This window comes from Flavobacterium sp. AC105, assembly GCF_979258495.1.
Genome location: NZ_OZ409860.1, coordinates 3594876 through 3607998, shown reverse-complemented (window position 1 = coordinate 3607998; position 13123 = coordinate 3594876). Strand labels below are relative to the sequence as shown.

The 13123-nt window shown below is 34.4% G+C and carries 10 protein-coding genes; 4 read left to right on the top strand and 6 right to left on the bottom strand.

The window, feature by feature from the left end:
• Window positions 1-180: 180 nt before the first annotated feature.
• From ACZ0AH_RS14740 to thrA, 4 genes are all read right to left on the bottom strand, one after another.
• Complete coding sequence (locus ACZ0AH_RS14740; RefSeq protein ID WP_463476555.1) at window positions 181-480, bottom strand: hypothetical protein; 300 nt, start codon at window positions 478-480, stop codon at window positions 181-183.
• 260 nt (window positions 481-740) lie between these two features.
• Window positions 741-2030 carry a threonine synthase gene (gene thrC, locus ACZ0AH_RS14735; RefSeq protein WP_463476554.1) on the bottom strand — a complete coding sequence of 430 codons (1290 nt, stop codon included), beginning with the start codon at window positions 2028-2030 and terminating at the stop codon, window positions 741-743.
• Between the two features lie 318 nt (window positions 2031-2348).
• Window positions 2349-3284: a homoserine kinase gene (locus tag ACZ0AH_RS14730; RefSeq protein ID WP_463476553.1), complete on the bottom strand. Its 936-nt coding sequence runs from the start codon at window positions 3282-3284 to the stop codon at window positions 2349-2351.
• A 149-nt stretch (window positions 3285-3433) separates the two neighbouring features.
• The gene (thrA, locus tag ACZ0AH_RS14725; RefSeq protein WP_463476552.1) at window positions 3434-5881 is read right to left on the bottom strand and encodes a bifunctional aspartate kinase/homoserine dehydrogenase I; all 2448 of its coding nucleotides are present in this window, start codon (window positions 5879-5881) and stop codon (window positions 3434-3436) included.
• A 649-nt stretch (window positions 5882-6530) separates the two neighbouring features.
• On the opposite strand from thrA, the gene hutH reads away from it, so the two are divergent.
• The 4 genes from hutH to ACZ0AH_RS14705 all read left to right on the top strand — a co-directional run bounded on the left by hutH (window position 6531) and on the right by ACZ0AH_RS14705 (window position 10968).
• On the top strand, window positions 6531-8045 hold the full coding sequence (hutH, locus tag ACZ0AH_RS14720) for a histidine ammonia-lyase (RefSeq protein ID WP_463476551.1): 1515 nt from the start codon (window positions 6531-6533) through the stop codon (window positions 8043-8045).
• A 48-nt stretch (window positions 8046-8093) separates the two neighbouring features.
• Window positions 8094-8738 (top strand): DUF47 domain-containing protein, encoded by a 645-nt coding sequence (locus tag ACZ0AH_RS14715; RefSeq protein WP_160374816.1) that lies wholly within the window; start codon window positions 8094-8096, stop codon window positions 8736-8738.
• Between the two features lie 32 nt (window positions 8739-8770).
• A complete protein-coding gene (locus ACZ0AH_RS14710) occupies window positions 8771-10105 on the top strand; it encodes an anion permease (RefSeq protein WP_463476550.1) in 1335 nt (444 codons plus the stop codon).
• A gap of 230 nt (window positions 10106-10335) precedes the next feature.
• Window positions 10336-10968, top strand: coding sequence for a hypothetical protein (locus ACZ0AH_RS14705; protein WP_463476549.1), 633 nt, complete (start codon window positions 10336-10338; stop codon window positions 10966-10968).
• A gap of 85 nt (window positions 10969-11053) precedes the next feature.
• Here the strand turns inward: ACZ0AH_RS14705 and ACZ0AH_RS14700 are convergent, their stop codons facing one another.
• Both ACZ0AH_RS14700 and rimK read right to left on the bottom strand, forming a co-directional pair.
• The gene (locus ACZ0AH_RS14700; RefSeq protein ID WP_463476548.1) at window positions 11054-11572 is read right to left on the bottom strand and encodes a DUF421 domain-containing protein; all 519 of its coding nucleotides are present in this window, start codon (window positions 11570-11572) and stop codon (window positions 11054-11056) included.
• A gap of 93 nt (window positions 11573-11665) precedes the next feature.
• Complete coding sequence (gene rimK, locus ACZ0AH_RS14695) at window positions 11666-13039, bottom strand: 30S ribosomal protein S6--L-glutamate ligase (protein WP_463476547.1); 1374 nt, start codon at window positions 13037-13039, stop codon at window positions 11666-11668.
• Window positions 13040-13123 lie beyond the last annotated feature (84 nt).

The window sequence follows — 13123 nt, the reverse complement described above, 5'->3', positions numbered from 1 at the left end:
GCCTTAGTTGAGTCCGCTCTAATTGGTTTTTGAATTTCTTTATGTTCACGAGCGAGACGCTCACGTTAGTGGGGACTAAATTAAGATTTATGTTTCGGTTAAGCACTAATTTTCCAAATACAAAACCATCTTTAAATTCAGCCTAAAACCCCAATCTCGCCAAACTGCTGTTATATCGCGTTATTTCTTCTTTACATATACAGAAACTCTAAAATTATACGGCATAGGATTTCCTTCCAACGATAAGTCTATTCCATACTTCAAATGTGAATCTGCGGTTTCTTTCAAAATGCTTAATTTAATATTAACAATTTCGTACTTTTCATCGTCAACGATAACTTCATTTATTTCAGTTTCATATTTTGAATCCTCATCTATAAAAAAGAACCTTTTCAAAGTTTCGTAGTCTTCAGTACTAGAGAAAGGCTTTCCGTGACCTTCCAAATGGAAATTGATTTTACTCTTGATATTTTGTTCCATAATATTTTTTTTAGTAGTTCTCAATTAAAGTTTCGTGTGATAATACGCTATAAATCATTTATATTCGAAACAAACTTTCGCATGTACATCTAAAATCGGGTAGATAAGCAAATGTTTGTTTCGTTTTCTTATTTTCAAATATAAGTATTTTTAATTGCTAATTTTTACTGATTTCCGTAGTTGAAATATTTATTAGGGGTTATGCAATAAAAAAAGCGAGTAATTTTTTTTACTCGCTCAAATATCTTTGTATATGTTTTTTACCCCAAGAAACTCTTCAATTCCTCATAAGTCTTAATCTTCACGCTCACTTTTTCCTCATTAATTACACTTTCAATTTGTGTTGGAATCGGTAATGTAATTCCTAAAGCAGGTTCAACAACATCAAGGAATTTAATAGGATGAGCCGTTTCTAAGAAAACTCCAATCGCATTCTCATGCTTTTGCAGTTCTTTTTTCAAACCTAAATAACCCACAGCGCCGTGTGGTTCTGCGATGTAACCGTCAACTTTATAAATGTTTTTTAAAGCTTCTAAAGTTTCTTCATCCGTATAACTATAAGAAGAGAAATCTTTTTCGAAAGCTTTTAAATCATTGTTGTATAATTCCTGAATTCTAATAAAGTTACTTGGGTTTCCAACGTCCATAGCGTTAGAAATAGTGGCTTTAGAAGGTTTTGGGTCGTATTTTCCGTTTTCTAAAAATCTTGGTACCGTATCGTTTACGTTTGTAGACGCAACAAAATGTTCAATTGGCAAACCTAATTTCTTTGCCATAATTCCGGCGCAAATATTCCCGAAATTCCCGCTTGGACAAGAGAAAACCAATGGTTTGTTTTGGCTTTTCAACGCTTTGTAAGCAAAGAAGAAATAGAACATTTGTGGCAGCCAACGTGCAATATTGATAGAATTCGCCGAAGTCAGGTTTTTGTGTGCAAGACTTTCATCTAAAAACGCTTTTTTAACCATATCCTGACAATCATCAAAAACGCCATCCACTTCAAGTGCTTTAATGTTTTTTCCTAAAGTCGTCAGTTGTTTTTCCTGAATATCGCTCACTTTTCCTGACGGATATAAAATCACGACATCAACGCCGTCAACACCAAGAAATCCGCTTGCAACAGCTCCGCCTGTATCTCCGGAAGTGGCTACCAAAACGGTATTTTTACTGTCTTTTTTGTCTTTATTAAAATAGGCCAAACAACGGGACATAAACCGCGCTCCAACGTCTTTAAAAGCCATTGTAGGTCCGTGAAATAATTCTAACGAATAGATTCCGTTTTCAACCTCAACAACCGGAAAATCAAAAGATAAAGTCTCTTTTATAATTTCTCTTAAATTGTCCTCAGGAATTTCATCGCCCACAAATTGCTGAATCACATCAAAAGCAATATCGTTATGAGTCAGATTTTCGATTACATTAAAAAATGCAGGATTTAATGGCGTAATATTTTGAGGGAAATATAATCCTTTATCACTCGCTAATCCTTGAATTACGGCTTCTTTAAAAGAAACTTCCGGAGCATTATGGTTTAAACTATAGTATTTCATTTTTTACTTTTTATTTTAGATTTTAGAAAAAAGAGAATAGAGTATAGAAAATAGACTTTTCTTAAGATCAAATTCCAATTTTTATCCCGAGGCTTCGGGACCAAATTCCAATAATTATATTATTTGCGTCTTTTTTGTCATTTCGACGGAGGAGAAATCGCATCCAGTATTCGCCAACTGTGTGTCTTCACTCGTGTGATTTCTCCTTCGTCGAAATGACAAACTGTTCGTGCTATACTTTGCGCGGACTTCGACTTCGCTCAGTCTGACAAGCGTGGCGTATAATTTTTAATTTTTAATTATAAATTTTTAATTCTTTCAAAGAATTCTAACTCCATCCGGATTAATTTTCGAAACGTGAATTTCATACGGCAAATTCATTTTTTTGTAAACATCGCTCATGGCTTTGGCAATTTGGTCTGCGGTATTTTTTCCTCTGCTTAAAGCAAAAATCGACGGACCAGAACCTGAAATTCCGGAACCTAAAGCGCCGTTTTCTAGCGCCGTTTGTTTGATCAAATCAAATCCCGGAATCAAAACGCTTCTTAAAGGTTCTACGATTTCGTCATGAAGCGATCTTCCAATCAAATCGTAATCTTTGGTATATAGTCCGGCGATTAATCCGCCCACATTTCCCCATTGCATAATCGCGCTTTTTAGGGAAACGGTTTGTTTTAATACCGAACGCGCATCAGATGTTTTCAACTCAATTTGAGGATGAACAACCGTTGCGAACAATTCTTCCGGACTATCAATTCTGATAATATCAAGCGGAGCGTAACTTCTTACCAAAGTAAAACCTCCCAAAAGGGCAGGGGCAACGTTGTCAGCATGAGCGTTTCCGCTGGCTAATTTTTCGCCTTGCATCGCAAATTGCACCAAATCTTTACGGGAATACGGTTTTCCTAATAATTCGTTTATCCCGAAAACCGCTCCGGCAGAACTTGCGGCGCTGCTTCCAATTCCGCTTCCGGCTTTGATGTGTTTGTAGATTTCGATTTCAAATCCAAAATCAATCGGATTAAAATGGCTTTCATAAGCTTCTAACATTGCGACAGCCGCAACGCCCGAAACATTTTTATCAGTTTCCAAAGGCAAATCGGCACCCACAATTTTAGTAATGCGAACTCCTTTTTGTTCTACTTTCCGAACAATCATTTCATCGCCCGCATTGTCTAAGCAAAGTCCAAGTACGTCAAATCCGCACGAAAGATTCGCAATAGTTGCCGGGCAAAATAGTTTAATTTGTGTCATTTGTTATAGGTTCAAAGTGGCAAAGGCTCAAAGGTGCAGAGGTTTTTGCTACTTAATATTTTTTTATTTTAAGGTTCAAAGGGGCAAAGGTCGTTAGGTTCAAAGGTTCTTTGCTTTGTCCCTTTGCACCTTTGAGCCTTTGTACCTCATTAGATATTTCCAATTCGAATTACATCCGCAAAAATTCCTGAGGCAGTTACTGCTGCTCCGGCTCCGGCGCCTTTTATCAATAACGGCTGATCTACGTAACGATCTGTGTAGAAAAGTACGATATTGTCTTTTCCTTCAAGATTGTAAAACGGGTGATCTTTTGGAATGAATTGAAGGCCAACGCTTGCTTTTCCGTTTTCGAATTGTGCAACGTATTTCAATCTTGAATCTTTGCTTAATGCTTCTTTATAAATAGCTTCAAAATGCGCTGCATGTTTTGTTAATGAGGCAAAGAAATCTTCGTTGTTGGTTGTTGCCAAACAATCGGCAGGAAGGAACGATTCGTTTTCGATGGCGTCAATATCCATTTCGTAACCGCTTTCGCGAATTAAAATCAGGATTTTGCGGGCAACGTCTATTCCGCTAAGGTCGATTTTTGGATCTGGTTCTGTAAATCCCTGAACTCCGGCTTCTTTTACAACATCGTGGAAAGAATTGTTCTCATCAAAATTATTGAAAATGAAGTTTAAACTTCCTGATAAAACAGCCTGAATTTTATGCACTTTATCACCAGAGGCAATTAAGTTTTTTACCGTATCAATAATAGGCAATCCCGCACCAACATTGGTTTCAAATAAAAATGGGGCATTATATTGACGTGATAAGTTTTTTAATTTTTTGTAATTGTCATACGCAGATGAACACGCAATTTTATTGCAAGTTACAACGGCAATACTTTGTTTCAGAAACTGTTCGTAAGTTTCAGAAACTGTTGCATTTGCTGTAATATCAACAAAAATACTGTTACGTAAATTCATTTCTTTGGCACGTTCGATAAAAGCTTCTTTGTTTGCCGGTTCACCTTTATCTAAATCTGCCTGCCATTCTTTTAATGAGATTCCGTCCTCGTCAAAAAGCATTTTTCTGGAGTTTGACAAAGCGATTACGCGAACATTAATCTTCAAATTATCTTTTAAGAATTTCTTCTGATTGTGAATTTGCTCGATGAATTTTTCGCCCACATTTCCAACACCCATTACAAACAAGTTCAATTGTTTGGTGTTTTCTTCAAAGAAGTTTTCGTGTAATGTATTCAAGGCTTTTTTAACGTCTCTTTCGTTGATAACAGTCGAAATATTACGTTCAGATGCACCTTGCGCAATGGCACGAATGTTTACGTTATTTTTTCCTAAAGTACTAAACATTCTTCCGCTTAAACCCTGATGGTTTTTCATGTTTTCTCCAACCAAAGCAATAATGCAAAGGTCTTTTTCGACAATACATGGATCGATTTTATTTTGAAGAATTTCAACTTCAAAAGCTTTATTGATTGCAGCTTCTGCATTATCTGCATCTGAATTTAAAATTCCGATACAAATTGAATGTTCAGAAGAAGCCTGAGTAATAAAAATAACATTGATTTTTTCCTGAGATAATACTTCAAACAAACGTCTTGATGAACCTGCAACTCCAATCATTCCGGGACCTTCTAGTGTTAAAAGCGAAATATTATCGATATGACTGATTCCTTTTACAACCGAATTTTTAGACGAGACCTGATCAGAAATCAAAGTTCCTTCGGCTTCAGGCTCAAAAGTGTTTTTGATTAAAATTGGAATATTTTTTCTTAAAACCGGCTGAATTGTTGGCGGATACAACACTTTCGCACCAAAATGCGACAATTCCATCGCTTCCTGATAGGAAATATTTGCAATTGGCTGTGCTTGTTTTACAATTTTAGGATTTGCAGTAAACATTCCGTTTACGTCAGTCCAAATTTCTAATTGTGTTGCATCAAGCGCTCCCGCAATAATTGCAGCAGTATAATCAGAACCTCCACGGCCTAAAGTTGTTGTAATTCCGTCAAGAGTCTGAGAAATAAAACCAGGCAAAATATTGATTCTGAATTGATTTTCGGTAAAATATTCCTGAATCAAATTATTTGAAACTTCAAAATTTACAACCGCTTTACCAAAATTATTATTGGTTTTAATTAATTCGCGACTGTCTTTATAAGCAACATTTTTATCAATTTGCTGGTACGCCTGAGCAATAATATAAGACGAAAGCAATTCTCCAAAACTTAAAATAGTGTCAGCAGTTCTTGGAGATAATTCGCCCAATAGAAAACAGCCATCCAATAAAGTTTCTAAATGGTTGATGATTCTTTTTACGTGGCTTAATAAGCTGCTTTGTTCGCTAACCGGAATAAGTTCTTTTAAGGTATCAAGGTGTTTTTTCTCGATTTCGGCAACGATATCCCTAAAACTTTCATCGTTTGCAGCGGCTTTTGAAGCAGCTAATTGCAATAAATCCGTCACTTTGCTTAAAGCAGAAACAACTACAACTAATTTATCTTGTTTAGAATTTTGATTGACTATTTCGAGAACGAGTTTTATATTTTGTGCATTGGCAACCGAAGTTCCGCCAAATTTTAATACTTTCATTTTGATGATTTTTTTTTCTTTTTATGCAAATATTTTTATGTATCCAATGCCTTTCTTCTTTTAGAAAAAAGTATAGATAACCAGGATTATATGTAAAATGTATACCCCTAAGGGGTAGTAGTTGTTGTAGTAGAAATAGTTGTAGCAGCAATTGTAACTCTTGTTTGAGCTATCATTGTAGATTGATATTTTGCGCTGTTACTTTTCATTTTTGATTTTTCAAAAGTACAGTTTTTTCTAAAAGTTAAAAACTCAAATTTTCTTTTTACGAATATTTTAATAATTTAAATCTTAGGAATTTAATATTGAGTTTTTGTCAGCTTTGAATCTCTTAAATTGATGTATTCGTATATTTAGGCTTGTTTTTATTGTGGTTGATGAAAGTTAATGATCTGATTTTAAATAAAAATAGTAGTAAATACACACTATTAATCTATATGATAACTAGGAATTACTTTTTTGCTTAAATCTTCAAATCTTAAAAAATAAACTCTTTTTAAATGAACCTAAACGACTGGATTTTGCCTGATTCGGATTATGAAATAGATAAAACGGAAGAATTTAAATTGTTTAAATTTTAATTATTATGAACAAATGTTGCTTTTTAATATTGATTTGCTGAATTTTGACGTCTTAAATTACAAACAACATGAGAGAGATCCATTATATAAGTACTGAAACCTTAACTTTAGAAGCTTTACAGGAAATAATCGTTAATCAAAAAACACTTGAATTATCGGAAGAAGCAAAAGTAAACGTTCAGAAATGCCGTGATTATTTAGATAAAAAGATGGCGACACATTCAGAACCTATTTACGGGATAAATACTGGTTTTGGATCACTTTATAGTGTAAAAATCTCGAACGAAAACTTATCAAAACTTCAGGAAAACCTGGTAAAGTCACACGCTTGCGGAACAGGCGAAGAAGTTCCTGCCGAAATTGTAAAATTAATGCTGTTTCTTAAAATTCAGTCTTTAAGTTACGGATATTCAGGAATTCAATTGCAAACGGTAAACCGCTTAGTTGATTTTTACAACAATGATATTTTACCTATAATATATACACAAGGATCACTTGGAGCTTCTGGAGATTTAGCGCCATTGGCACATTTATCTTTGCCTTTATTAGGAGAAGGAGAAGTTTTGTTTGAAGGAAAAAAAGTAGCTTCTGCCGAAGTTTTGAAACATTTTGGATGGGAACCAATCGTTTTACAGTCAAAAGAAGGTTTGGCATTGTTAAACGGAACTCAATTTATGAGTGCTTATGGAGCTCATATTTTAATAAAAGCTTATAAATATTCGTATTTAGCAGATTTAATAGGAACTATTTCATTAGAAGGTTTTGACGGAAGAATCGAACCTTTCAACGAATTGATTCATTTTATTCGCCCTCATAAAGGTCAGATTGTTACGGCACAACGCATTAATGAATTTTTAGAAGGAAGTGAAATCATTGAACAAGAGAAAAAACACGTTCAGGATCCGTATTCTTTCCGATGTATGCCTCAGGTTCACGGTGCTTCAAAAGATGCGATTGATTATGTTCGAAAAGTATTCAAAACCGAAATTAACTCTGTTACCGATAATCCCAATATATTTATTGAAGCAGATCAGATAATCTCCGGAGGAAATTTCCACGGTCAGCCTTTGGCCTTAGCCTTAGATTTTATGGCAATTGCTTTGGCTGAATTAGGAAGTATTTCTGAAAGAAGAACGTATCAGTTAATTTCAGGATTGCGTAATCTTCCGGCATTTTTGGTTGATAATCCGGGATTAAATTCAGGATTTATGATTCCGCAATATACCGCTGCAAGCATTGCAAGTCAAAACAAACAATTGGCGACGCCATCAAGTGTGGACAGTATTGTATCAAGTAACGGACAGGAAGATCACGTAAGTATGGGCGCAAACGGAGCAACAAAAGCGCTGAGAGTTATGGATAATTTAGAGCGAATTCTGGCAATTGAATTGTTAAATGCTTCTCAGGCAATCGCTTATAGAGAGCCTTTGAAATCAAGTGATTTTATTGAGATGTTTTTGAGCAGTTACAGAGAAGTTGTGCCTTTGGTTAAGGAAGACAGAATTCTTCATTATGATATTGAAAACACAGTTTCGTTTCTGGACAGTTTCCAAATAGAAAACGATTTGTTAACAATGGCTTAACATTGTAGAATATTATTGAAGTAATTTTGCACTATCAAAAATATAAAAATGTCAATAAACAGTATTTTCCAATTTTTAGTGCCGAAAGACAAGAAATTCTTTCCACTTTTTGAAGAAGCTTCAAGCAATTTAATTGAATTAGCTTCTAATTTACACGAAGCTGTAAATCTTCCATTGAAAGAAAGAGAAGTTCTTTTTCAAAAAATTGACGAATTAGAGCAAAGAGGAGAAGACATTACCCGTCAGACCAATCTTGAATTGAGCAGAAACTTCATTACTCCGTTTGATAGAGAGGATATTCACACATTAATTACGTCTATAGATAACGTTGCTGATTACCTTCATGGTGCAGCAAGCAGAATGAGATTATATCAGGTTGATAAGATTACAAAATCGATCAGAAAAATGACAGAAATCAATCTTGAAGCTTGTCAGAATATTGATAGTGCGGTAAAAGAATTGAGTAATTTAAAAAACATGAATGTTATTAAGGATGCTTGTGCCAGAATTAATAAACTGGAAAACAAATCTGATAACGTTTATAATAAAGCAGTTTTTGAAATTTTTGAAAACGAAACAGACGCTAAAAATATTATTAAATATAAAGAAGTGTTATCTGTTTTAGAATCAGCAACAGACAAATGTAAGAGTGTTGCGAACATACTGGAATCTATTTCTGTAAAACATTCTTAATTCAATTTATTTCATTCTGAAGTTATAATTTTATGACGCTACTTATAATTATTATAGTATTAGCTTTAATTTTTGATTACATCAATGGTTTTCACGATGCGGCAAATGCTATAGCTACCGTTGTTGCTACAAAGGTATTAACGCCTTTTCAGGCCGTTCTTTGGGCAGCATTTTTTAACTTTCTGGCGTATTGGGTCTTCGGATTTGGTGTTGCGGATACTGTTGCAAAAACAGCGCATACTATGGAGATTAACCTGGTTGTTATTCTTGCCGGTGTTATCGCTGCAATTTGTTGGAATTTATTGACTTGGTGGTTAGGAATTCCTTCAAGTTCATCACATACTTTGATTGGTGGTTTTGCAGGAGCTGCTGTAGCTCACGCAATTGCTGTACACGGTTTTTCAGGTTATATTGGCGAAGATGGAGCTACTCATTATTGGTATGAAATCGTAAGTTGGTACAAAGCCGGAAAAGATGGCGGAATGCCCTCGGGAGTTATTATCATTATCGCTTTCATTGTTTTAGCGCCATTGCTGGGAGCACTTGCTTCGTATTTAATTTCGATTTGGCTGTTAAACGCTTCTCGTAAAAGTATTTTTCCTAAAATATTTACTGTTGCTTTAATGATTGCTACAGTTTGGGTTGTTAGCAGTTTAATGGTTCCATATTCAGAAATTGACAAACCCAGATTTGATTCTCATTTTTGGAGTGTAGCTTTTGATCCGCATAATATTAAATGGTTTTTAGTTGCTTTTATTATCTTAACAGTTAGTTTATTTTGTTTGATATTCAGCAGTTTGAATCTTCATCAGGCAGATGCTGCTTTGAAAAAAATGCAATTATTATCTTCTGCGGCTTTTAGTTTAGGTCACGGAGGTAACGATTCTCAAAAAGTAATGGGTATTATTGCTGCTGCTGTAGCGGTATATATTCACACAAATCCAGGTGTTCACATGGCTTCCTGGTTAGATGTTGTTTTGCCAAATGATGATATGGGCGTAAAAGGAGTAATGCCGGGATGGATTCCGTTAGCGTGTTATTCTGCTATTGCTGCAGGAACTTTAAGTGGTGGATGGAAAATTGTGAAAACAATGGGTTCTAAAATCACAAAAGTAACTTCATTTGAAGGTGTTGCTGCTGAAACTGCTGGTGCTTTAACGCTTTATTTTACAGAACATTTAAAAATTCCGGTAAGTACAACACATACGATTACAGGTTCTATCATTGGGGTTGGATTAACGAAACGTGTTTCTGCCGTTCGTTGGGGAGTAACTGTAAGTTTGATCTGGGCTTGGATATTAACGATTCCGATTTCAGCAATATTAGCAGGATTAGTTTATTTTATATTGAGCGTTTTTATTTCCTAGTAAAATGATTTTTGTGAAATGTGAGAGGTTTTGATCACATTTTATCGACATAAAAAAGGCTGGTTTCTTTATTGAAACCAGCTTTTTTGTTTTTTAATATTACTTAAAAAAAATGTCCTTAGATAAAAGTTTTAAAATTTTTACGGGCTGATTTTACAATTGTATAAACAGATCTTTGCAAAAAATATTGAAGATAAATCTATAAACAATAATTAGTAAAGATTAAGTAAATGGAAGCAATTTTTAAAAAACCACTAATCTTAAATGGAGAAAAAGACAATGTAGTTTTAGTGTATTCAAAATATATAATTGGAAATATTAAAAAGGAAATTGCTGATCTAAGTATTGAAGGAATTGACAAAGGTTTGTTAAATACTTCGCGCTTTGAATCTATTGTAAAAATTAAGGAAGTTTTTGCCTATAAGTTTAAACCCGGAAGCGATTCGCATATTACGTTTGGTATAAAAAATATTACCGGAACAAGTTATGTTACTATTGATTTTAAAGATGCTGAAACTACAAAAGAAGCTGAAATCTCTTTTATGGAGCAGTTTAGACAATTGGGTTTTAAACGAAAAGAAGAAAAACTTACACCAGTCAAAGCAGCAACTTTTCCGATACTATTTACTGTGATTATCGCTGTTGCAGGAAGTTTGCTCACGTGGTTTGCTTATGAACTTGAATCTTATGAGTTAACACAAACCGCAATTGTAAACGGCTATTTTTATTTGTTCGAAAAAACATTGAAATTTATAGGATGTTATCCTATTTTAATACTAACGGTTTTATTGCAAGTATGGTGTTTGTTTTGGATCTTTAAAAAAGTATCAAATCTTCCTTCCAGAATTAGTGCAAGAAGATAAGGTGAAATTCCAATAAAAAAAATCCAAATTCCAAAAGATTTGACTCGATTGGAATTTGGATTTTTTTATTGAAATTTAAGAAAAACTATTTTCTTAAATTCTTATGATTGTGTTTTCGTTTGTAATGTGTTTGTTTCAGATGGTTTTTATCTTCTGAAATAACACTGATTGTACCATCAATTTCTAACATACAAAGCTTTACATCAGTAAAATGTTCCAAACCATGCTCACGCATAGCTTCTTTTAATTCGTCGTGTGAAATGTCTAATTTGCTCAGGGCGTCAAAGTCTAATTTTCCATCATGAATTAAAATCTCCGGTTTATCTAATAGTAAATCGTTTAATATTTTGTATTTGTGTGTTAGTTTTTTGATCACAAAATTGATTACAAATAAAACCAAAGCTGCAACTAAACCTCCTGAAAGACTGGTGTCAGGACCAACCATTGCATTCTGAACAGAATTACTAATTAATAATATCAGAATAATATCGGCAGTATTTAATTGGGAAAGTTCTTTTTTGCCGAAAATTCTCAGGGCAATTGTCATGAAAAAATAGACAGCGACACTTCTTAAAAGAATGTCTAGATAGGAATATAGCGCCATTTTTTTTAGGGTTTAAATTTAAAAAAAGCTTTGTCAAGTTTAAAACTTTGACAAAGCTGCTAAATTAGATATGGATTATTAAGTTAGAATGAACTAACTAATTATTTTGAAATTCTTTTCAATCGCTTTAATCATTTCTCCGGCAACATCTTTGTTTGTAGCGCCTTCGATTCCTTCAAGTCCCGGAGAAGAGTTCACTTCTAACAATAATGGACCTTTTGAAGAACGAATAATATCAACTCCGGCTACTTTTAAGTCCATTGCTTTTGCGGCTTTTATCGCTATTTTTTTCTCTTCGGCAGTCACTTTTATTACTGATGCAGTTCCGCCAAGGTGAATGTTAGCTCTGAATTCTCCCGGCATTGCTTCACGCTGAATTGCGGCAACCACTTTTCCGTCAATTACAAAACAGCGAATGTCTTTTCCGTTGGCTTCTTTGATAAATTCCTGAACAAGAATATTGGCATTTAAACTTTTAAAAGCATTGATAACACTTTCTGCAGCTTTTTTTGTTTCGGCCAAAACGACTCCTTTTCCTTGTGTTCCTTCCAATAATTTTACAATTAAAGGCGAACCTCCAACCATCTTAATTAAATTGTCTGTATCAAGAGGAGAATTCGCAAATCCGGTTGTCGGAATATCAATTCCGCTATTCAAAAGCAATTGTAATGAATATAATTTATCACGTGATTGCGTTATGGCTGTAGCCGAATTTAAAACGAAAACCTTCAAAGCTTCAAACTGACGCGTTAAAGCACATCCGTAAAAGGTAATACTTGGTCTGATACGAGGAATTATAGCATCAAACTGATTTAATATTTTTCCGCCGCGATAATGAATTTCTGGGGTTTTAGCATCTAATTTCATATAACATTCTTTGATATTCAAAAAATGCATTTCATGGCCACGCATTTCGCCCGCTTCCATAATTCTTTTATTGCTGTACAATTCAGGATTACTGGCCAAAAGTCCAATTCGTAAACCAGAAGTTGCTTTTTCAGAGTTTTGGTATAATTCTTTTAAGGTTTCAGGCGATGGCTGTCCTAACATGTATTTTTCTTCAGGATCAACCAGTACGCGACCGCTCATGGCTTCGCGCCCCAAAAGCATACGAAAACCCATTGAGTCACGATTCGTCAAAGTCATTTCGATTGGCCATTTTATTTCGCCAAGTTTAATGCTGGTCTGGATTACATAACGATGTTCCCTGAAACCGCTTGAGCTTTTTACGATTCGTTTATCAACCAACGGAGCTTCGCAATGAATGATGGTCTTAATATTATTCTGAATTGGATTAATATCAAATTTTACCCAATTGGCATCATTTTTTATAAAAGGAGCTATGTTTATGGCGTGCATTGCCGAAGTTTTAGCGCCAGAATCCACACGAGCCTTGATTGTTGGGATTCCTAGTTCTGGAAATGAGCACCATTCTTCGCTACCTAAAATGACTTTGTTTTGAAGCATACGTTGTTTTATATTATAAGAATTTAATAGTCAAAAATAGCTATTTGCTTTTACTAAAGATAGTAAATTATATAAAAAAAATAC